The sequence below is a fragment of the Spirulina subsalsa CS-330 genome (assembly GCF_028330765.1).
Taxonomy (GTDB): Bacteria; Cyanobacteriota; Cyanobacteriia; order Cyanobacteriales; family Spirulinaceae; genus Spirulina; species Spirulina subsalsa_A.
This window is the reverse complement of the sequence record NZ_JAQMTY010000121.1, coordinates 1-21,248: the sequence shown is the minus strand read 5'-3', so window position 1 is coordinate 21,248 and position 21,248 is coordinate 1. Positions and strand designations below refer to the sequence as shown.

At 52.4% G+C, this 21,248-nt stretch carries 24 protein-coding genes, 1 tRNA gene and 1 pseudogene; 9 read left to right on the top strand and 17 right to left on the bottom strand.

The features are described 5' to 3' along the window. Positions 1-6: 6 nt before the first annotated feature. A complete protein-coding gene (locus tag PN477_RS08220) occupies positions 7-372 on the bottom strand; it encodes a ferredoxin-thioredoxin reductase catalytic domain-containing protein (protein WP_072620245.1) in 366 nt (121 codons plus the stop codon). A 66-nt stretch (positions 373-438) separates the two neighbouring features. Between PN477_RS08220 and PN477_RS08215 the strand changes: the two genes are divergently transcribed. The 4 genes from PN477_RS08215 (at position 439) to PN477_RS08200 (ending at position 2,459) form a co-directional block, all read left to right on the top strand. Next, positions 439-1,125: a ComF family protein gene (locus PN477_RS08215; RefSeq protein WP_272121232.1), complete on the top strand. Its 687-nt coding sequence runs from the start codon at positions 439-441 to the stop codon at positions 1,123-1,125. Positions 1,126-1,132: 7 nt separating this feature from the next. Continuing rightward, positions 1,133-1,579: a GtrA family protein gene (locus tag PN477_RS08210; protein ID WP_272121230.1), complete on the top strand. Its 447-nt coding sequence runs from the start codon at positions 1,133-1,135 to the stop codon at positions 1,577-1,579. A gap of 305 nt (positions 1,580-1,884) precedes the next feature. Beyond that, positions 1,885-2,223 (top strand): P-II family nitrogen regulator, encoded by a 339-nt coding sequence (locus tag PN477_RS08205; protein ID WP_272121228.1) that lies wholly within the window; start codon positions 1,885-1,887, stop codon positions 2,221-2,223. Between the two features lie 26 nt (positions 2,224-2,249). Continuing rightward, on the top strand, positions 2,250-2,459 hold the full coding sequence (locus PN477_RS08200) for a hypothetical protein (RefSeq protein WP_272121226.1): 210 nt from the start codon (positions 2,250-2,252) through the stop codon (positions 2,457-2,459). On the opposite strand, the gene tumE is transcribed toward PN477_RS08200, so the two are convergent. The 12 genes from tumE to PN477_RS08140 all read right to left on the bottom strand — a co-directional run bounded on the left by tumE (position 2,448) and on the right by PN477_RS08140 (position 12,218). After that, positions 2,448-2,828, bottom strand: a complete 381-nt coding sequence (gene tumE / locus PN477_RS08195) for a toxin TumE (RefSeq protein WP_272121224.1) — start codon at positions 2,826-2,828, stop codon at positions 2,448-2,450. The two genes, PN477_RS08200 and tumE, sit on opposite strands and share 12 nt — an antisense overlap. Beyond that, a complete protein-coding gene (gene tumA / locus PN477_RS08190; RefSeq protein ID WP_272147148.1) occupies positions 2,815-3,048 on the bottom strand; it encodes an antitoxin TumA in 234 nt (77 codons plus the stop codon). Before tumA ends, tumE begins: the two co-directional genes overlap by 14 nt. Before the next feature lie 153 nt (positions 3,049-3,201). Beyond that, positions 3,202-4,470: an ATP-binding protein gene (locus PN477_RS08185; RefSeq protein ID WP_272121220.1), complete on the bottom strand. Its 1,269-nt coding sequence runs from the start codon at positions 4,468-4,470 to the stop codon at positions 3,202-3,204. 158 nt (positions 4,471-4,628) lie between these two features. Then, a complete protein-coding gene (locus PN477_RS08180) occupies positions 4,629-5,168 on the bottom strand; it encodes a L,D-transpeptidase (RefSeq protein WP_272121218.1) in 540 nt (179 codons plus the stop codon). Next, complete coding sequence (locus tag PN477_RS08175) at positions 5,165-6,307, bottom strand: patatin-like phospholipase family protein (RefSeq protein ID WP_272121216.1); 1,143 nt, start codon at positions 6,305-6,307, stop codon at positions 5,165-5,167. The genes PN477_RS08180 and PN477_RS08175 overlap by 4 nt, the downstream gene beginning before the upstream one ends. A 264-nt stretch (positions 6,308-6,571) precedes the next feature. After that, positions 6,572-6,862 (bottom strand): nucleotidyltransferase family protein, encoded by a 291-nt coding sequence (locus tag PN477_RS08170; protein ID WP_272121214.1) that lies wholly within the window; start codon positions 6,860-6,862, stop codon positions 6,572-6,574. A 15-nt stretch (positions 6,863-6,877) separates the two neighbouring features. Beyond that, a complete protein-coding gene (locus tag PN477_RS08165) occupies positions 6,878-7,222 on the bottom strand; it encodes a XisI protein (protein ID WP_272121212.1) in 345 nt (114 codons plus the stop codon). After that, complete coding sequence (locus tag PN477_RS08160) at positions 7,210-7,623, bottom strand: XisH family protein (protein ID WP_272121210.1); 414 nt, start codon at positions 7,621-7,623, stop codon at positions 7,210-7,212. The genes PN477_RS08165 and PN477_RS08160 overlap by 13 nt, the downstream gene beginning before the upstream one ends. A 13-nt stretch (positions 7,624-7,636) precedes the next feature. Continuing rightward, positions 7,637-11,167, bottom strand: coding sequence for an Eco57I restriction-modification methylase domain-containing protein (locus tag PN477_RS08155; RefSeq protein WP_272121208.1), 3,531 nt, complete (start codon positions 11,165-11,167; stop codon positions 7,637-7,639). A 64-nt stretch (positions 11,168-11,231) separates the two neighbouring features. Then, on the bottom strand, positions 11,232-11,645 hold the full coding sequence (locus PN477_RS08150; RefSeq protein ID WP_272121206.1) for a putative toxin-antitoxin system toxin component, PIN family: 414 nt from the start codon (positions 11,643-11,645) through the stop codon (positions 11,232-11,234). Beyond that, positions 11,632-11,862 (bottom strand): hypothetical protein, encoded by a 231-nt coding sequence (locus PN477_RS08145; RefSeq protein ID WP_272121205.1) that lies wholly within the window; start codon positions 11,860-11,862, stop codon positions 11,632-11,634. The genes PN477_RS08150 and PN477_RS08145 overlap by 14 nt, the downstream gene beginning before the upstream one ends. A gap of 206 nt (positions 11,863-12,068) precedes the next feature. Continuing rightward, positions 12,069-12,218, bottom strand: a complete 150-nt coding sequence (locus PN477_RS08140; RefSeq protein WP_272147146.1) for a type II toxin-antitoxin system HicB family antitoxin — start codon at positions 12,216-12,218, stop codon at positions 12,069-12,071. A 134-nt stretch (positions 12,219-12,352) separates the two neighbouring features. On the opposite strand from PN477_RS08140, the gene PN477_RS08135 reads away from it, so the two are divergent. Beyond that, positions 12,353-12,556, top strand: coding sequence for a hypothetical protein (locus tag PN477_RS08135; RefSeq protein WP_272147144.1), 204 nt, complete (start codon positions 12,353-12,355; stop codon positions 12,554-12,556). Between the two features lie 44 nt (positions 12,557-12,600). Further along, positions 12,601-12,825: pseudogene (locus PN477_RS20840) on the top strand (type II toxin-antitoxin system RelE family toxin); the annotation flags it as partial. Positions 12,826-12,848: 23 nt separating this feature from the next. Here the strand turns inward: PN477_RS20840 and PN477_RS08130 are convergent. Then, positions 12,849-16,211 (bottom strand): helicase-related protein, encoded by a 3,363-nt coding sequence (locus PN477_RS08130; RefSeq protein WP_272121201.1) that lies wholly within the window; start codon positions 16,209-16,211, stop codon positions 12,849-12,851. A gap of 30 nt (positions 16,212-16,241) precedes the next feature. On the opposite strand from PN477_RS08130, the gene PN477_RS08125 reads away from it, so the two are divergent. Then, positions 16,242-16,424, top strand: a complete 183-nt coding sequence (locus tag PN477_RS08125; RefSeq protein ID WP_272121200.1) for a hypothetical protein — start codon at positions 16,242-16,244, stop codon at positions 16,422-16,424. 17 nt (positions 16,425-16,441) lie between these two features. Continuing rightward, positions 16,442-17,821: a (Fe-S)-binding protein gene (locus PN477_RS08120; RefSeq protein WP_272121198.1), complete on the top strand. Its 1,380-nt coding sequence runs from the start codon at positions 16,442-16,444 to the stop codon at positions 17,819-17,821. 54 nt (positions 17,822-17,875) lie between these two features. Here PN477_RS08120 and PN477_RS08115 read toward each other — a convergent pair. Together PN477_RS08115 and PN477_RS08110 are read right to left on the bottom strand one after the other, a co-directional pair. Beyond that, positions 17,876-17,949 (bottom strand) — tRNA-Met (locus tag PN477_RS08115). Between the two features lie 129 nt (positions 17,950-18,078). Next, positions 18,079-18,594 carry a hypothetical protein gene (locus PN477_RS08110; protein ID WP_272121196.1) on the bottom strand — a complete coding sequence of 172 codons (516 nt, stop codon included), beginning with the start codon at positions 18,592-18,594 and terminating at the stop codon, positions 18,079-18,081. 297 nt (positions 18,595-18,891) lie between these two features. Here PN477_RS08110 and PN477_RS08105 point away from each other — a divergent pair, with 297 nt between their 5' ends. After that, positions 18,892-20,340: a BCD family MFS transporter gene (locus PN477_RS08105; RefSeq protein ID WP_272121194.1), complete on the top strand. Its 1,449-nt coding sequence runs from the start codon at positions 18,892-18,894 to the stop codon at positions 20,338-20,340. 91 nt (positions 20,341-20,431) lie between these two features. Here the strand turns inward: PN477_RS08105 and PN477_RS08100 are convergent, their stop codons facing one another. Further along, positions 20,432-21,103, bottom strand: a complete 672-nt coding sequence (locus PN477_RS08100) for a CADD family putative folate metabolism protein (protein ID WP_272147143.1) — start codon at positions 21,101-21,103, stop codon at positions 20,432-20,434. Between the last annotated feature and the right edge of the window lie 145 nt (positions 21,104-21,248).

The following is a 21,248-nucleotide window of genomic DNA, read 5'->3' as shown; positions in this document are numbered from 1 at the left end:
AACTGGTTAGGACAGACTTTCCCGTGCTTTGATCAGTTCGTCCATGGTGATGTCTTGTTGGTCGCCGGCGAAGTCATTATCGGGGGTGATGAACAGCATACAGTGGCATTCTTTGCGTTCCCGCATCGGCACACAGGGACAGTTCCAATAGGCGGCTTTCACTTCGGCTTCTTTGTCTTCGTAATGGCGGCAGGGGCAAAGGGGTGAGCCGAGTTCATCTTTATGGCGGGCCAGCCCTTCAATCACAACGGCGGTGACAGACGGATCAACACAAAAGTAGGTATCGGTGCGCTTGGCGTAGGTTTCCGAAAAACTTTTCATCGCTTCGAGGGTTTTTGTGCCGTTCTGCGGTTGATCGTTTGTCGAAGTCATAGGTTTTGTGGTGTAATGCTAGACAATTTCTACCAGCATTGTATCGCAAGCTGCTGACCTCTTCCTATGGCCCTTCCCTGGTTCCGGGGGCTGTTGTCCCTGATTTTTCAAGAAACTTGCCCCCTGTGTGACCAAACGGCGGCAACGGTATTCTGTCCCGATTGTCAGCAGCGGGTGCAGGTGTGCCAGCGATCGCATCCCCCTGAACCCCAGAAACTCGTCGCCTGGGGAACCTATCGTGAGGGATTGCGAGAGGCGATCGCCGCCCTCAAATTCAAAAACAATCCCCAACTCGCCCGCCCCCTCGGCCATTGGCTCGCCGCCACCTGGCTCGCCCAAGCCCCGCCCCAGCTCCGTCCCCTCGTCGTCCCCCTCCCCATGCACGCGGCCAAGCGCCAAGAGCGGGGCTTCGACCATGCCGAACTATTAGCCCGCCACTTCTGTCACTACGCCCATCTGCCCCTCGCCGCCCGTGGTCTCGAACGCAATCGCGCCACCCAAGCCATGTTCCAACTCAACGCCCAAGAACGCCAGCGCAACATCGCCGGAGCCTTCACCCTCGGCCCGGATTTTCGCCGTCATTTACCGAAACGGCCGATTCTCTTGCTCGATGACATTTATACTACGGGAGCAACGGTAAAAGCAGCGGCTCAGGTGCTCCGTCGTGCTGAATTAACCCTCGCTGGTGTTGTTGTCCTGGCTGTACCCCGCCGGTCTCCCCGTTCGACTGTGCCGCGATCGCCCTCTCGCTAAATCTCCCATGACTTCCCTTCCTATCAAAACCCGCGTCAACCAATTTTTCGCCAAACCTATGGTGCGGTGGTGGATTGTTGGTCTCTTTTTCACCGGGTTTAACTTTCCCCTGCTCTATGTCCTCAAGGAAGTGGCCGGCTTCTCCGTGGCGATCGCCTCCCTGATCGCCGCCGAACTGACCACGATCATTCGCTTTTTCCTCAACGATCGCTGGGTCTTCGGCCACGCTGCCCCCACCTGGAAACGCTTTTGGCAATACCACGCCACCAACTTCGGCAGCTTCGTCGTCTGGTGGGGGGGCGTGAATATTTTTGATGCGATCGGCGTTCACTATCTACTCGCCGCCCTCTTCGCCACCGTCACCTCCGTCGGCTTGAGCATGATCACTAATTTTCTCTGGATTTGGCGAAAAACCCCCTCCCCCTCCGACCATGCCGCCCCCAAATCCCCTTAATTGTTGCCAATTCCTAAAATTCTCCGTAAAAGTCGCTCGAAAGTGAAAAACTCGTTCTATCTTAGGGGGTGAGCGTCGTGCTCATGGAGATGCTGTGACGTTAATCTAGCCTCTAAATCACCCTGCCTCCCCGCTCGGTTGTGCCGACGGTGGTGTGTCAGACTCTCATAATTCCGCAATTGTGGGAAGATATCACGGTTGGATTGTACGTCAGCCAACAAAAGGAACTTACACAAGCTGTTAGGGTTTGTTGTGAGTCAAGCACCATTAAACAGGACTTAATTGATCGTTAAGGAGTTGTCATCTTGAAAAAAGTAGAAGCTATTATCCGGCCCTTCAAGCTCGATGAAGTCAAAATTGCCCTTGTCAATGCAGGCATCGTGGGGATGACGGTCTCCGAAGTGCGTGGGTTCGGTCGCCAAAAGGGGCAAACGGAACGCTATCGGGGTTCAGAATACACGGTGGAATTTCTCCAAAAGCTCAAGGTGGAGCTGGTTGTTGAAGATGACCAAGTGACCATGGTGACGGAAAAAATCATCGCGGCATCTAGAACGGGTGAGATTGGAGACGGGAAAATCTTTGTGACCCCCGTTGAAAAAACGATTCGGATTCGGACCGGCGAAGAGAATCTCGAAGCGGTCTAGCGATCGCCCCTCTTTCTTCCTATCCTTTGAGGGTTGGCTGCGGCCAACCCTTTCAACTGGGTACGGTTAAGGGTGCGATCGCACCACAGTTCAACCGCTACCCTGGTGCGATCGTTGAAGTCCTCAGAGAGTGGCGATACTTTCCCTATGATGCAAGCGACCCCATCGAGCGAGTGAGCGTCGGGGTAACTTGCTCGGTGGATGTGATTGACGCAGAGGTGGTTTTAGAGAATTGAGCGCACTTCCTCGAAAACAGTGGCGATCGTCGGCTTATGGCTTGCGATCGCACCCTCAGGTAAATGCTTATGATGTGGAGCTGTGGGGAGATTGGGAAAATGTGGTGTATTGTCATACCGAAAGATGAGTTGATTGCTCCCGTCTTGAAAATGATAGCGATAGTCAAGGAATTTTAGGTTTGAGTCAACAATCACGATCGCTTCATTCAGTGCCAATAAATGTCCCACGATAAACCGAATCCGAATTCTCAGGTTGCATCGTTGTGGTGTCAGAATTTCCTCTTGATAATTCTCAACATACAGATCCTGCATTTGGTTGATTAAATATTCGATGTCTGTGAGATAGCGATCCAGTTTAGGATGCAACATCTTGGAGTTGTCGGGTTAATGTATGGTGCAGCTCAAGGTAGTGACGATAATCGTTTGCCCACTCGATAAAATCCACCTCATCACCTAGTTGTCCTTGGCTGTACTGAACAAAGAAATCCTCTGAACGTTTCTGATATTGATATTCATAGCGATTCAGCCTGCGTAGCACTGCTATGAGTGCATCGAGGGGTGATGTGTATTGAATGCGCTGTTTTTGCATAGGGGAAAACAATTGTGGGGGTTGGGTCAATGCTGGACGAAAAGAACGCCCATTCACCGGGGTCTGAATCAATTAGACACAATCTAACTCTATTTTGGACTTGATTTTCCTAGAACAACAGTCTTCAGGCAGGAGGACTGGGGAGCAGGGCGGTTAAGGGGTGGGGTGGAGTTCGGCGCGGAGGTGGTCGATGAATTGGCGGGCGGTGCGACCGGAGCGGCCATTGTGGCGGGTGGCCCATTGGCGGGCGCGGAAATCGAGGTCATCGGGGGGGAGGTTGAGGCCTGCGGCTTGGGCGAGATGACGAACGATCGCTAAATATAAATCTTGATCCGCCGGGCCAAAGGTGAGGGTGAGGCCGAAGCGATCGCTAAACGATAACTTTTCTTGCACCGTGTCCCAACTGTGGATTTCTTCGCGCTCCATTGGGCGGGGGCGGTCTTCAAAGAATTCGCGGATTAAATGGCGACGGTTTGAGGTGGCATAGACCACCACATTCGCCGGGCGAGCCGTGACGCTGCCTTCGAGCACCACTTTTAAGGATTTAAAGGCTTCGTCATCTTCTTCAAAGGACAGATCATCCACGAAAATAATGAACTTTTGCGGCAGGTTGCGGAGGGGATCGAGGATTGCCGGGAGATTATGTAACTCGGCTTTAGTGACTTCAATGAGGCGGAGACCGCGATCGCCGTAAGCCGTTAGCAACCCTTTAATCAGCGACGATTTCCCCGATCCCCGACTGCCGTAAAGCAACACATGCAACGCGGGCAATCCCTGTAATAAATACTCCGTATTGCTGATCAGTTGGGCTTTTTGGTCGTCGTAGCCCACCAACTGCGGCAACTGCACCGGGTCGGGGTTGGCAATCCCGTGCAACGCGCCCCCTTGCCACCGGAACGCCCGATACTGTCCCCATTTTCCGACCCCTTGCTGCTGGTAATGCTGGGCGAGGGGCGCGATCGCATCTGGCCAATTGTCCCAATCACTGAAGAGCGTTTTCCCGCCGTCTCCCGTCCAAATCACCGGAGACTGGGGCAACTTACACACCGCCCGCACCCAGTGGGCAAGCTGGGCCGGATCGCAGTGGGCCAATTGTTGCAAGGCGTGGAGATCATGGCGAGCGGCGGCTGATAAAGTCGGGTTAATCTCTGGGAAGGAATACCGTTGCGCCGCCTGACTAAAGGGATTATCCGATCGCAAAATGGCGGCCGTAATCGACGCGGGCCAACTCTTGCCCGTGGCGGCGATCGCGCTAAACCATTGCCCATAGGCCTGGAGCGATTGGGTGGCGTTGCCGCCTTGGAGAGTCGTTAAAAGCTGTAAGAACTGTTGCGCGATCGGTTGTGCCACCACATCACGATAGAGCAGCAGCGAGGCAGCCTGTTGTTGGAGAAGATGCAGGGAGGGATTCACAGCAGACATGGGCAATAGCTTCAGGGGGGTTTGTTTCAATTATTGCGAATCTTGGCGACGCTTCCCGATTAAATTAGATCCCCGCACTGGATTAACCCTGTGACAAGGCGGCTTTAGCCCCTTGCCCCTGTGGATTAACCGCCCCAGCCCCAGTGCGATCGCCTCCCTCACGGTTCCACGATTACCGGCGTGCCCAGGGTCACCTCTTCAAACAACGCCTCAATATCCGCATTCCGCATCCGCACACAGCCATGGGATACCGCTTGACCAATAAGCGACTCATCCGGCGTGCCATGGAAGCCGATCGCATTCGTCCCATCTGTCCAAAACCCGATCCACCGCGCCCCCAACGGATTATCCGGGCCCGGCGGCACGATCTCATTCGTAAAAGGATGTTGCCAGGTGGGGTTCGCCACTTTTTGGCGGACGTGAAACTCGCCCGTAGGGGTTTCCCACCCTGCCCGCCCCACCGCAACGGGATAGGAGACGATCAGACTGTCGCCATGGTAGTAGTCCACACGGCGATCGCTCAGTCGCAGCACCAGCCGCTCCGCCGTCGGGAAAAAGGGTTCCCCCCGGCCCAGCCCCGGAATATCCACCCCCGCCGAGAGCACAATCTCCGGCATCGCCCAACCCACCGCCGGCCAAGCCGCCAGCAGCAAACTCCCCAACATGATCCCCATTGGCCAGCGATCGCGCCCCTTCATCGCCAATCCTCCATTGCAAACCCATCCCGCTCTGACAGCACCGCACTACTCACCCAGGCTTGCAGGGCTTCGGTGATCGTGATTTCGCGGGTTTGGTGGTACGAAGTCGGGATGCGGAGGGTTTGATTGTGAAAATAGCCCGTGGCGAGGGCCTGTAAAATTTGCATATTTTCCGGACTCGCATCATCGATATCTTCGCGGACTTGGAGGCGTTTGCCCTTGAAATCGCGGCGAAGTTGGGCGAGGTGTTCGGGGTCGAGCCATTGGTGCAGACTGTCGGCGGTGAGTTTCGGCTGAAGGCGGATGTAGTGGTTAGGGTAGCGATCGCCCAAGGTCACCACCTGCTGCGCCGTCTCTTCCATCACATCTTGGGGCGCATCCATCAGCACATCAGCAATCCGTTTGCCCCACTGCGCCAACCCCCAATGCTTCGTATCCTTGTAGGGATACCCTGTCGTACTTTCCCCCGTCCCAATCGATAAAATCCGCAAATCTTTGAGGGCATAGCCCAACTTTAACGCCGCCACGATCGCGCAGGTGCTCGGATTGTTCGCCCCCACCCCTCCATCAATTAACGAGCAACTATACCCATTAGCCTGAAGCGGATAGGACGGGAAAAAGGTCGGAGCCGAAGCCGAACAAATCACCGCCTCCCATACTTTGCTCTGGGAATACCAGGCCGCTTCCCAACTTTTAAAAATCACGGGGTGGCGCAGCATCGTGTCGTAGGCGGTGATTAATAATTTAGGGGTCTGGCGTTGCAGATCCGCGAGGGTGCGCTGGCCATATTGTTCTTTGAGGACGGATTCTAGCCCCGCGTGGGAAAATTTGGGAGCCGACGGGCCATGTTGCAGGACTAAGGGCAAGCGTTGGGGCGCGAAATAGCCCCAATAGCCCTGATAGGGAAAAATCCGCCGCCCTTTTTGCAGATAAAGCTGCATCATCTGTTCGCTGCTGGTGCCAAGGGCGAGACCCGCCGCGAGGATTGCCCCGGTGGAGGTTCCAGCAATCAGGTCAAAATAATTATGAATGCGCTTGCCGGTTTGCTTGAGGAGTTCTGCTTCGATCAGTGCTAAAAGCTGGGCGGACAGCACGCCGCGCATCCCTCCCCCATCAAGACAAAGTATTTTAAAGGCCATCACTCACCACCCTAATCACTGTGCTGTTTTGCGCGTGTTTCTCTCAATCATACGGGGTGGGTTCCAGTGGATGCTGGATTTTGGGCAAAAAAGTTAGGACTTACGCAGTGAGACGCAGAAACAAGGGGCTTAAGCCCCTTGCCTCAACGAAAAATTGAGAGATTGGAAAGAAATTTGCGTAAGTCCTGAAAGTTAGGAATGGGGTGCGATTTTGCTCCACACGGCTCAAACCAACGCGCTCCATCAGGCTCACGCGATCGCGTCTCATAGAGGAATCGCTTCATTGAGAACGTGTTGACGAATTCTGCTGCGGAGTCCTCGCTCGGTGACAATATCGACAGGACATGCGAGCAGATCTTGTAATTCCATGAGCAAGCCGCCTAAATCAAGTAAGCTGCATCCTTGTTCCAGTTCAACTAAAAAATCAATATCACTCTCGGCATCAGCTTCACCTCTGGCGACAGAGCCGAAGATGCGGATATTGTATGCTCCATATTTGATGGCTAGGTTGAGGATGTCTGCGCGTTTTTGTTGCAATTTTTCTTTAAGGTTCATGATTGAACGTAAGGGTTAAGAAATTTCGTAACCTGAGTGTTGGCGCAAGTGCGGGGGGTGAAAGCCAATGACAATATCGTCTTTCGGTATCCCTTTTTCAAAAAGTTTTTGGGCAATATCCAACTCAGTATCATTGACCTGAATCCAAATTTTCTCGTCTTTAATATCCAAATGAATCGAACAGCTATAGATTCTGTTTTTTTTGTGCCACCCGATCGCTACTACTTGGTAGTGATCATGTTCCGCATCAAACACGGTTTGAATTTCAATATCACCATAGGAGGGTTTATAGGTCGCATAGTGTTCTAACAGTTGCTTGATGATGGTTCGGTAGGCTTGCCGTTTTGCTAGAGTTTCCATAGGGTAATCACCTCATTTTCAGTGTCATAAACAAAAAATCTAAGCTGATACTGCTTAATCACCATGAGTGGAAATTCTTTTTGAAAAAATGTATTGTAAGCTGTGTCTGGAATGGCAAGAAATAACTGCCGTTCAGGATCAGCGGACTGAAGAGCAACACGGTAGTTCATGAATTGTCCGATCGCAAGATGAAAGTCAGCAAGGCTTGAGGCACTCAGAAAGCTCTTGATTTCGATCGCAATTTTGTCACCATCTCGTTCAGCCGCGAGTAATTTCTCTGCACCCAAATCAACGAAAAGGTCTACACCGCCAACGTTCAGAAATAGAGGATCGTCGGTGATGATCCATCCGTCTTTGATTAGGGCAGTTTTAACGACATTATGGAATAAATCCTTAGCCATTTGATGGAATCTCCTAGCTCTTGGCGATCGCACGATAGGCATTCAATGCAGCGTCTTTGGTTTCGTCGGGGACGATGGGAAAGGTGCTGAGGATGTGGGTGAATTCGGGTTCGGTGAGGTGGTAGAGGTGGGCGATGATGCCGTCGAGTTCGGCGCGGAGTTGGGCGCGATCGCTGGGGTTGGTGATGCCGTTCTGGTGGGAACCGAGGCCAACTGTGGCAGCAAGGTCATCAAATTCGGGAGTGGTACAAATCAATTTCGCAGCGCGATCGACAATCTCACTAAACCCCGGATCGCCTTCTTGAAGTCGAGGGACTGGGATTTGATAGAGAAAGAACATTGTCAGATTTGCTGAAACTTGTTGTCTTAGCCAAGAATCAAAACAAAAGCTATTCATCAGAGCACAAATAATCAAAGAATATTCAGGATATTCAAAATCACACGAGACATTAAGAGAATGTCCACAATAAGAGTAGGGAGGAATAACACTACCAATAAGTGTTCGAGAATCAGTGTTTCTAGCAATAGCTCGATATGCAAAGCGATAGCCTTGATAATCTAGTTTTTGTCCAATATCTTTAGCTTTTTTTCCTAAAACTGATTTGCGTCCCTCCTGTTCATCAACCCAATAGCGCGGCTCGGCGAATTGATGGGTGAATTGGTGGATCATTTTGCCTTCGTAGAGGGGCAAGCGTCCCGGCGCGGGTTCGGTTTTGAAAAGATGACTATCATTCGTCATATCAAATTCACGAGTTAACTTTAAATTCCACTTATTCGGGATTTTTTCACCCAAGAGCGGGAATTGCAGCATTTTTTCAGCAATGGTGATATCAATCGGCTGCTTAAACTCCATCACTGACAGCGAATCCGGCGACAGGCGACGCACTAGCGGAACTGAAATTTCAATGTGTTGATTTTTATTGTTGAGAAACGTTCCTAGATCTTGGGGCTTTACTGCTTCTCGTGGATCAATACGGAAACAAGCATTAAACTGACTTGTTGTTTTACCCTTTTCAAAATCGATGAGACAAAACTTGAAACGATGATCAACCGCCTCAAAAATAAATCGCTCATTAGAAACACCAAACAAGTTATCTAACTTACATTGAGAAAACAACATTTCTCGAAGCTGCTTTGCACCAAGATCGGTATAAATTCCAGTAGGCAAAATGATCCCACAACGCCCACCCTCTCGCAATAGACTAAAACACCGCTCTAAAAACAACTTGTAAAGATTAATATCCGTCCCCGCCTTTCGACCATTCACCACCGAAATCTGATTTTGATAATCTTCTGACGAACGATAATAGGCACTCACATACGGGAATTGGCTTTGATAATCATTCCAGGCTTGGGCAATTTCTGGATCATTTAAAAGTTTTTTCTTTTCCTTTTGAAACGCCTTGATATCCATCTTTTTCTTCGTCACCAAATGGCTATAGTTTGCGAAAAACTCCTTAGCATTCGGCTTGAAAACCTCCCACGGTGGATTAGCAATAATCGCATCAAACCCACCCCGCGCAAACACCCGATCAAAATGATAGCCCCAATGGAACGGCTTCAACGCCTCAATATCTGCAATGCCTAAAAGCCGCTTTTTCGCCTTTCCTGTTAACTGCGCCTCCTCATACTTAATCCCCAAATTTTGACTAAACTCAGTCAACAACAACTGATTTAACCGCCCCTGAGATTTTTTGTTTAACTGCTCAATGTGATCCCGCAACTGCAACAGCCGCGTTTCCTGGGGTAACTCCTCATCCACCGCCTGAAAAGCGTGTTTCTTATATAACTCAATACTTTGATTTTTCTCCTTTAAAATTGTCTCATATTCCGAAGCCGCCAACCCTGATAATAAATTCCCCTGAATCACCGTCGGCCCCAACAAATTCCCCTGCGTTGGATCGTGACCAAACGATCGCCCGCCGCCCAACTGATCAAACCCTGCCCCATCCACCCGAATCAAGCCAATTAACGAATTGCCCGCCATGATATTAAAATCAATATTCGGCAACGGCTCCAAATCTTCCACCCGTTTCGCCGCCGCCACCAACGCCAAAAATAAGCGCAACTTGGCAATTTCCGTCGCCTCCTCCATGATGTCCACACCATAGAGATTGTCCGTAATAATGCGCTTCTTCACGTAATAGTCCAACGATGGATGTTTAGCCGCCTCTGCTAACCATTGGGCAATGCTTGCCCTCACCCTAAATCCCTCTCCCAAAGAGGGAGAGGGACTTTCCGATCCCTCTTCTCCCCCCTTGGGAGAAGGGGTTAGGGGATGAGGGTCTAATAACTTAGCCCGTTCCACCACCCCTTCATAAACACCGATCAACGTCTTCATCGCCGCCACCAAAAACGCCCCCGATCCACAGGCCGGATCGAGCAACGTTAACCCCGGTAAAATATCCCACAACAACCGCTCACAAGCCGCCGCATCCAACCCCGACCACACCAACTCATCACAACCCAGCCGCTCCCGAATTAACGTTTTAATCGTGCGATCGCAAAGATATTCCGTGATTTCTGGACGGGTATAATAGGCCCCAAATTCCTTTTGGTTAATATATTTTTCAAAAATATAGCCCAACACATCCGGGTTAATTTCCAGCGGGTCTTTATCGGGGCGATCGTCCAAATGCCAAGAATACCGCGCAAAGAGCGTGAAAACCTCACTAAACGCCGCATTACAGATCGTGATATCTGGATAACGCACCTCAATCGGATGCTTTAAAAATAAACCACCATTTAAATAACAAATGTTCCCTAATCGGGACTGAGCGGAACCATCGCGCTCGTACTCTGGCTTTGCAAACCCTTCAAAAAATAAATCCTGCAAAAAGGAATAAAATGCGGCTCCTTGGGCTTGACAAGCCTGTAATTTATGTTGCAAATACAGCGCATCGCCGCCATCCAAGAAATAGCGACGCTGCAAAAAATACACAAACATCAACCGATTTAATAACACCGACCCATACCAACGGCGATCGCCCTCCGCCGCGATTCCCTCAATTTGGGCACATAAATCAGCGTGTAGCCCCTCAAAATCTTGAAAAAACTGCTTGGTGACCTGCTCAATATCAAACCCCTGCTTCACCTTTTGGGCCACATCCACATGGGTTAAGGTCGCCTCTTCCTCAAACGCGATCGCTAACGCCTCTAACGTTTGCAGCAACGATTCCGCATTCTGACCCACCCGATAGGAATGCGATCGCACCTTGGCCCGCTTTCCCCCCTCCGGCTTCAACCACATCCACACCTGCGCCGTCCGCCCCAAATCCCCAAACACCAACACATGGGACTGACTGTATTCCATCAGGCGACGCTCCAGTTTCACCCGGAGCGATCGCGCTGGGATTGCCTCGCCGATGCACTGATACACCACGAAACCGCGCTTTTGAGCGATCGGCACTGCCTCAACGGTTGCCTCTGCGATCGTCAACGGCAACCCCGGCCCATCCACCCCATCCCAACCCAATTCCTCAATAAACAGAGCCTCAAAATCAAACTCTGCTAGATACCGTTGCGCCCGACTGCGATTCAACATCTACTTAAACCTCCATCAATCCACCACTCTAACCCAAAACTCCCCAGCGCGGGTAATGGTAACCTTATTTAACGTCAGCGACAAACTGATCTGGGGTCAAAACTTTAATCGATCGAAAAGGATTGAGGATCAGTAAATCCAAATCACCCGTCACAATGGTTTTTGCCTTGCCACTAACAGCTAGCTCTAAAAACTTGTTATCTTTTTGATCTCGACAAACAGTGATACGTTCTGTAATGGTCACCAACTTTGATGATGCAACAAAATTAAGCAGGAATAATTGTCTCTCGTCTTCAGAAATGTACTTATCAAATTTGCGACGATTGAGGACTTTCTTTAACTCCATTAATGTGGCTTCTGAATATAAGATGTCCCCCTGTTTTGTTGCTAAACTGATTGCCTCAAATGGGACGGAAGACTTAAACAATAAAGCACTGATTAAAACGTTAGTGTCAACAACAAATTTACTCGTCTCCATGATCATCTGCTAAGATTTCTGCTAGGATTTCCGGTGTTAAACCTCGCTGTTGTGCATTATCTGAAATTGATGCCATTACATCAGTCAAGGTTTTTCCCTGTAACTTATCCTGCAAGAACAGTTGAAAAAAATGGCTTAACTGTTGCTTGACTTCAGGGTTAACCTGTTCAAATGCCGATTTAATCTCTTCATCAACCTCAAGAAAAATCTTAGCCATAATCTTCACCTATCGATAAAAATATTTAATACTCTAACCCCATTTATAGCAGCTTTCATAAACTTGAGGTACAAAGATCCCCCTCAATCCCCCTTAAAAAGGGGGAAGTGGCGTTCTCATACTTTCGCAATCTGCGATATAGCATGAAATTATCTCGTAGGGGTGTTGGCGTAAGCCTGCCGGAGGCACAAAATCTTTCGCCCTCTTCAAGTCTTGGGCAATGGAATTTCATCGTTACATTCCCAAGCTGTTTCAATCCAAGCAATCTTAGCCTCTTGACTGTTAGCAACAGCTTCCTCTAATGTATCACCTTGAGAAAGAACTCTATTTACTTTATGCGTTCCATCTCGTGCCATGGCTCCGCCGTGGTATGGGCATTAGGCGGCTCTGCCGCCCATGGAGGCAGAGCCACCAAGAAGGCATTACTTGGCAGAGCCAAGTAACGAGGAAAACAGCCGTTATAATCAATTTATCTCAATCCCAATTCACCATGAATCCTGTCACCCTCGACGAGACCAAACTCAAAGAATTGCTAAAAGTAGCTATTTTTGAACTCATTCAAGAAGAAAAAGAAATGTTTTCCGAAATTTTAAGCGATGTCATTGAAAACATTGGCATGATTAACGCCATCAAAGAAGGTGAACAAACAGAATTGGTTAATCAGGAGGAAATTTTTAAAATTCTGGAACAATAATCATGCAACTCGAATTCAGAAAAAGTTTCTAAAAAGACTTACTAAAAATAAACGATGCACAAACCCGATCAAAGATCAAAAACGTGATCGTACAGATTCAACAAGCTGAAAATCTTCAAGCCGTAAACCAAATCAAGAAACTCCAAGGTGAACCAAACTACTATCGAATTAGAATCGGCAACTACCGAATTGGGATTAGGGTGGCTCAAGGCGTTGTTTCCTTCATCAGGGTACTGCACCACAAGAAAATTTATCAATATTTTCCGTAAATGATGGCGAAAATTTCTCGCTCCTATCCTGGGAATAAACCTAACGAACAAATCACCTGTGAGCCTTGATTTTGTTCTTCGGCATTTACCACACAGAGGAGGTTATGTTCCCATAAAAAACGCACAAGCTGCGCTAGTTGTTCATTAGAAATCCCTGATTTTAATTCTCGATTTAGACGGGCGATCGCCTGCTGTTTTAAGGGATGTTGATGTATCCCTTCAATGGCCCGCTCCAACAGTTCCCATTCCTTGCCTTGGGCCAACAAGGGCATCGTTTCCCGCATCGATTGGGTATAGGCCATGAGGCGATGATAGGTGCGGTACGCTGCGCTGCGGGGATTGCCGAGGGTTCCCGGTACGGTTTTACTCTGCTCGGCGATCAAGGCTCCCCCTTGGGTGACAAGCTCGTGGTGCTGGCGATCGCGGGGTAAGGGGGGCGTGTCTAGGCTGCACCGCGCCATCCGCAAAATCCGCATTTGGGATTGCGTCACGCTGTTGCCTTGGCGATCCACCCAGGCGAGGGCATCGGTTCCGCTCTGGGTGCGAACATAGAGCAGCACACCTTCGGGATCAAGGCCGGTGGGTTCATGGTGGCGCGTGGCATAGACCACATCGGGCAAGGCTTCGATTTCCGCCTTGAGGCGCGGATTCGCCGCGATCGCGCTTTGCCATATCTGCAATGCCTCGGAGGTTAAATCCACTTCGCCATCGTCGGTTTCATCCTCATCCAAGACCCCCGACCGCTCATGGTAGAGATTGAGCAACACATCGCGCACCTGCTCATCTTCAAAAAAGGCTTCATCGGTTCCCACCACATCCTGATTCTCACTGAGGCGATCGCGTAATCGTCCCCGCAAATTAATCAGCCGCTCCACCCCGTCCGCCGGTAAAAACGAATAGCACAAAATTTCCGTCGCCGTCTGGCCGATGCGATCGACCCGTCCCGCCCGCTGAATGAGGCGAATAATTGCCCAGGGTAAATCGTAGTTGAGAATGATCGCGCCATCTTGGAGGTTTTGCCCCTCACTGAGGACATCCGTGGCAATCAACACCCGTAACTGCTCCGCCGCTGGCATCGATTGGCCATTGCTCACCGGGCTGAACCGCCAAGCGAGGGTTGTGGGGTCGGCAACGTGACCCGTGGCAATCCCCACCTGCTCAATGCCCTGAGCCGCCAAAGCCTCCCCTAGATACCGTGCCGTATCAGCAAATTGGGTGAAAATCAACACCTTTTCCGCTGGATGCCGGATCTGAAGCAATTCCACCAAGGCCGCTAATTTGCTATCTGCTGCCGGGTTCCAATCCCCCGCAAGGTCTAAAATCTCCCTCAGGGCCTGGGCATCCTCCTCCAGATGTTCCGCCAACTGCGGCCCGAACAGATCCACCCGCAACCATTTAAACCGGCTGCGGTAGTGGCGATGATAGCGGTCATGGATCGCCGCTGCCCGTTGGCGGAAGGTGTGGCCGGTTTGGGGGTCGCGCTCGTCGGGTGGCAAGAGGCCATCGGCTTCTTCGTCGTCATCATCCAAGAGCGCCGCGTCCTGTGTGCCAATGGGGAGGGGGAGATGATGGGCGATCGCATAGAGATAGACCTCATTTCTGAGCAAATGCCGCTCGATCGATTGCAAAAAGGCCACGCCGCTACTTTCGAGCCGTTTAAATAAATTGGTGCGGCAAAATCCCATCAACCGCTGGCCGGCGTGGGAAAGATTGGCGAGTTGTTGGGCTTCGGAGTCATTGGCGGCGGGGTTGGGCTGGGGGGCGATATAGCGGCCCAGGCCGTAGCGGGGTAAGTGGAGGGTATTGATCACATCAACGACGCGATCGCCATACAAGCGGCTGTAGGGGTCGGTTTGGGGGTCGCCAATGGTGAAGCGTACCGTGCGCGGTCGCCGTCGGGGAAAGTAGGAGCGTTCCCCATTGGGAAACTCTAGATAATACCGTTCTCCGTCCTGACGGCCATAGGTTCGTTTAATGAAACTGCGGGTACGCCGCACCATGTAGCGGCTCATGAGTTGTTGCCAATCTTCCGGCTCGGTACTGTGCTCAAAGGCGAGGAGCGATCGCACTGGCGTGGTGGGGTGTTTGCGCCGAAACTCCATCTCTCCCCCCAAGTTCCGCACATAGGCTTCGGGTTTAATGCCCAAATCGGCATCCGAACGCAGAAATAACCGCAACTGAGCCGACAGATCGAGATAGGTTTTGTTGTAGGGGGTGGCGGTGAGCAAAATGCAACGGCTGCCGCTGGTTTCGATGTAGTCTTTGATCGCTTGGTAGCGTTTGCCGTCGGTGTTGCGGAGGTTGTGGCTTTCATCGATGAGGACGAGGCGAAAGCGGGCGGGCACATTGGGCAATAGTTGCACCACGCGACTGATCGGAACCACTTTGGCCGCTAGGCCATAGCGATCGACATAGCCCTGCCACATTTTTTCTAAATTTTTCGGACAGATGATCAGCGTGCTTGTGCCGTGGTCGTCTTGATAAACATGGGCGATCGCAGTTCCCACCAAGGTTTTTCCCAACCCCACCACATCCCCGATGATCACGCCGCCCCGACTATTGAGTTTTTTCGCCGCCACCTGTACCGCTGCCTCTTGGAAGGACAGCAGGCCAAACCCAGCGGGGGCGCGATATTGGCTCAAGCCGTCCCGCGCCTCTTGGGAGAGGTGATAGGCCATTTTGAGATAGATGTAGTAGGGCTTGAGCGATCGCCCTGCCCAACTGCGATCGATGATCTCGGCCAGTTCGGCGGTAATGTCCAGACAAAAGCGATCGTCCCAGCGATCGTTAAACCATTGTTCGAGCCGGTGGGTATCATCCCGATCCACCACTTCTACATTGAGTTCCCCTTGGGATTTCAAGCCGGAAAATGTCAGGTTACTGCTGCCCACATAGCCGATGATCGGCGTGGCGCGATCGTCGCGATAGATCAGATACAGCTTGGCGTGGAGGGGGTGGCGCAGAAAGAGTTTAACCCGGAGTTTCCCGCTGAGGAGTTGCGATCGCAAGCGTTTTAAGCCCTCCTCATCGGCAATCGTGGGCGCACCATAGGTGAGTTGTCGCCGAAATTCCTCGGCCATCACGATTTTGAGGCGTTGGGCTTGCCCTTGATCCATGCGTTGGGGTGAACCCCCTAGAGCAAGGGTGTGCCGTAGCTCGTCCTGCGGTAGGCGGTGCATCCCCACGATCAGGCGGCAGGTGTGGGGGGGTGAGGGGAGCGATCGCATCGCCTGTCTTGCCTCAAGCTGCTCGATCTCCCGGTCAAGCTGTCGCCACCCCCGCAGGTTAAAATACCCAACACAAAAATCCGCCCGATAGGCCTGTTTCAGATATGCCTGCAATTCTGGCAACAGGGGCTGTTCAATGTTGTCGTAAATACTCGACATGGACTGTACCGAGGTGAGGAGATGCCCCCTATGCTAGTGTTTTTTCGGCAAAAAATCCGGGACATGGTGCGATCGCCCCCCTCCTTAAACCACGCTGCTACACTGAAAAACAATTTAAACGGTTCAAACGAACAGCCAACCTCAGGGCTGCTCTGTCATTGCACCCGGACGCGATCGCGATCGGGTTTGCCATGGTTTGCTAATGCGTTTTAACACCCTCACCATTTCCTATGACTTCCGCTTCTTCTAATCCTCAATCTTTTCTCAATGCGCCCCTTGATGCGGGCATCACAGACCCCGGCGCTCATGAGGGCTTTGATGCCCAAGAGCCGCCCCGCCCCGACCTGATTAATACCTGTATTCACTGCGGATTTTGCCTGTCCACCTGCCCCAGTTACCGCGTGTTGGGGACTGAAATGGATTCGCCACGGGGTCGGATTTACCTGATGGATGCGATCAACAAGGGAGAAACCCCGTTCAATGCGGCGACCAGTCAACATTTTGATAGTTGCCTAGGGTGCTTGGCCTGTGTGTCTACCTGTCCGTCGGGGGTGAAGTATGACCAACTGATCGCGGCGACGCGCCCCCAAGTGGAACGGAATCAGCCCCGGAATGGGTGGGAACGGGGTTTGCGATCGCTCATTTTCAACCTCTTTCCCTATCCGGCCCGCTTGCGCCCATTATTGGTGTTCCTGTGGTTCTATCAGATCAGCGGGTTACAAGCGATCGTCCGCACGACGGGAATTTTAAAGCAACTCTTTCCCCGGTTGGCGGCGATGGAATCGATTTTGCCCCGGTTAACCTGGGGGATGATTTTTTCTGAGCAATTGCCCGATGTGATCCCGGCGCAGGGGGAAAAACGTTATCGGGTGGGGATGGTGTTGGGCTGTGTGCAACGCTTGTTTTTCTCGCCGGTGAATGAGGCGACGGCGCGGGTGTTGACGGCCAATGGGTGTGAGGTGGTGATTCCCAAAACCCAGGGTTGTTGTGCCGCCCTGCCGGCCCACCAAGGACAAGAGGCCCAAGCGGCGGATCTGGCGCGGCAGATGGTGGACAGTTTCGCGGATCTCGACCTCGACTACATCATTATCAATGCGGCGGGCTGTGGGCATACCTTGAAGGAATACGGGCATATTTTGCGCCATGAAGAGGGCGATCTCGGTGCGGCCTTCTCGGCAAAAGTGCGCGATGTCCATGAATTTCTCGCGGAAGTGGGGCTAACGGCTCCCCTGTCGCCGTTGACCGATGGCGAATTAGCCGTGGTCTATCAAGATGCCTGCCACCTGATCCATGGCCAGCGGATTACGGCCCAACCGCGCCACCTGTTGCAGCAAATTCCCGGTGTTACCCTGCGCGAACCCGTGGATGCGGCGCTTTGTTGTGGCAGTGCAGGGGTGTATAACCTGTTGCAGCCTGCCGTTGCGGATGAGTTGGGACAGCAAAAGGTGGCCAATCTCCTCAATACGGGCGCGGATCTGATCGCGTCGCCTAACCCTGGCTGTTCGCTGCAAATTCGGAAACATCTACAGGGGCGGGGAGATGCGATCGCCCTCTACCATCCCATTGAATTGTTAGACCGTGCCCTACGGAATGTGGGACTCAACGGTTAACCCATTAAAACCCATTAAAAAAGGTACTGCTGAAAAACAGTACCTTTTTTAAAATGGCGGGAGGCGGATTTGAACCACCGACCTTCGGGTTATGAGCCCGACGAGCTACCAGACTGCTCTATCCCGCGTCGCCTTTCTCACTATAACAGGTAAACACCCGGATCTACAAGTTTAGCAAAAAAGAATCTTGAATCACAGTCGGCGCGACGGTGGAGGAGGGCGATCGCTCGCGCCTCCCAAGTCTTGCTGCTGATGGGCTATTGAGCGGCGTTCTGTTGAGCGTAGGTTAGATAGCCTTGGTATTCCGTCACCTTCTGCTGGGCAGTTTCATAGTTAGGATCACCGGCGGGCACTTGTTGCATCAGAGCGATCGCGGTTTGCCACTGGGTCACAACCGCTTGCCACGCTGCGGCATCTTGGGCCGTTTGCACCGCATTGGCCGCCGCCATGGCCTCATTCACCGCATCACGGAACGGGGTTTGAGATGGGGGAACATTGGGGGCAGCGGCGGGAGCGGCAGCAGGAGCGGCAGCATTGGGATCAGCCGGGGCAGCGTTGGGGTCAGCCGGGGCAGCATTGGGGTCAGCCGGGGCAGCGTTGGGGTCAGCCGGGACGGCATTGGGGTCAGCCGGGACGGCATTGGGGTCAACCGCCACAGGAGCTGGTATCGGCTCCTCCGTAGCAAAGGGATTGATGGAGTTGATAAATCCACAACCGGCCAACAATGTCAGCCAGATAACGGTTAAAACCGGGGTCAATTGAGAGCGATTCATGGGCAATGCTGGGTAATAGAATGGTGGGCGATGAATCTGTAGGGCTATTTTAGCGGAACTCACTAAATAATCGACAGTTTTGTCCGGAATTGCAAGGGCTTCAGGCGATGGTAGGGCGTGCAGTCATCGGAAACAGGACAGAACCAGTATAGTTGAGCGCATTATTTTGTCGCTGTGCTGAGATGGTTTTGACGTTAAAGTATTGTGACGAGAGGCGATCGCGCCACTGCCCTGCTCGTGCGTAACATTTCATTTAATCCCGTTTAGCTTTTTCATTGACATTGCAGCGAACCCACCATGACTGTTGATTCTTCCGTAACCGCCGTTGATCCTAACCCCGACCTGCCGCCCGATCTGGGCCTATTCACCATTCTCCGTTTGGGGCTGTTTAATCTCGGTTTGGGCTTAATGTCCGTCCTCACGGTGGCGGTGCTCAATCGCGTCATGATTAGCGAGTTGGGGATTCCCGGCTGGGTGACGGCAGGCGCGATCGCTCTGCCCTATCTCGTCTCACCGGCGCGGGTCTGGTTTGGGCAACTGTCCGATTCGCGGCCCCTGTGGGGGTTGCATCGCACGGGCTATGTGCGCGTCGGAGTGGTGGTCATGGGGTTGATGGTGTGGTTGGCGGTGCAAGTGGTGTGGCAATTGGGGGGAGCCGTGGCCGCTGCGGGGCAATGGTCATGGCAAAATCCAGCGATCGCGGGCTGGGCGATCGTCCTGAGCCTCGTGTTTCTCTGCTACGGCTTGGCCGTGAGTGCCTGCTCGATTCCTTTCACCGCGTTGCTCGTGGATGTGTCCGATGAACGGAAGCGATCGAAATTAGTGGCGATCGTCTGGTCAAAACTAATGGTGGGGATTGTGATCGGTGGCATCGGTGGCGCGATTTGGGGCAAAATCTTCATCCCTGAAGACCTCGGCGATCCCCTCACCACCCTCTACGGGCCGATCACCGCCCTGTTCACCGCCGTGCCCCTCCTCTTTTTCTGCCTCGCCCTGATCGCCACCTGGGGCATCGAGCGCACCTATTCCCATTTTCAACGCCGTTCTGAAGGCAAAGGCCGCGAGGACAGCGTTACCCTCAAAGACACCCTGCGCCTCCTCACCTCCAACCGCCAAACGGGCATTTTCTTTAGTTTCCTCCTCATCTTGACCATCGGCCTGTTTCTCCAAGAAGCCGTGCTCGAACCCTACGGCGGTGAAGTGTTTGGCATGGCGATCGGAGAAACCACCGCCCTTAATTCCTTTTGGGGGATCGGGATTCTGTTGGGGTACAGTGCCACAGGGTTTTTCCTCATTCCCCGGTTTGGGAAAAAGCGGGTGACAAAATGGGGCTGCGCCTTGGTGGCGGTGTGTTTTATTTTGATTATTCTGTCGGGATTCACCCAGAATGCCGAGGTGCTGAAAGGGGCGATGATTCTGTTTGGGATTGCGGCGGGGATGACGACGATCGGCTCGATTAATTTGATGCTGGATTTAACAACGGCGGAAACGGCGGGGACGTTCGTGGGGGCGTGGGGGTTGTCCCAGGCGATCGCTCGCGGTCTCGCGATTTTTTCTGGCGGTGTGATCCTCGATGTTAGCCGCAGTCTGTTCCAAATTCCGCTCTTGGCCTATGGGGCGGTGTTTCTCTTGCAATCGATCAGTATGGTGATTGCGATCGCACTCCTGGCCCGCGTCGATGTGGCGGAATTCCGCGCCAATACCCGCACCGTCCTCGCCACCGCCATGGAAGCGGATTTGGACTAAAACGATCGAAGGGTGGGCAATTGTCCACCCTCCGATCGACTGACGATTGACTCATAACAAGGGGCTGAAGCCCCTTGCCTGGCCCCACTGATTAACAATGGGCTGCGTAAACGCCGTCGAGGAGTTGGTTTAACGCCTTCACAGCGGTTTCAGTGGCGTTGATTGCCGCCGCTTGGTCGTCGGGCGTTTTGCAGAGTTTCGCGATCGCTTCCCGCGTCATTTGGCTGTGAACTGCATCCGCCTGTTCATGAACTTGGAAGAACGACAGCGCCGCCTCGCTCTCAATGCCGTAATAGTCCTTCAGCCCCGCGATTTTCGTCGTGGACACTGCCGGAATTTGGGATTCATAGGCATAGAGCGCCGCCATCCCCACCGCCGGATTTTCCGAACGGGACAGGGCTTTTAACGTTTGCACGGATTCCTTTGTATCCTGGGCCGGTTCATGGTTGAGCACCGCGTCACGATCAACCCCTAACCCTTCGGCAAACCGCAGCCACAATTCCGGGTGATGGTTCGCGCCGCGCTCTTCCTCGATCAGGTTTTCGAGGAGCATTTGTCGCACGGCCAAATCATCACAGGCCGCATGGGTCGCACTCACATAGGTGGGGAAAAAGTGGACTTGGTGATAATATTCCTTGGCGTATTCTTGGAGTGCGGTCAGGGTTAGTTTCCCTTCATTCCAAAGCTGATAAAACTTGTGCTTCAGGAGGTGATGCTCGTCCACGATCGCATCGAGTTGAGCCAACAAATCTTGCTCGGTCATCGGTTTTTCGAGAGTGAACATAAGGCAGCCGTTGTCCTTTCGTGTTAAATATCGGCCAATGTATCACGACTCTCCCTAATTTTCCTGACTATGCCCACCCCCAACCCCTCCCCAACCCCCACCACCCCAAACCCCTCCCCCGAAG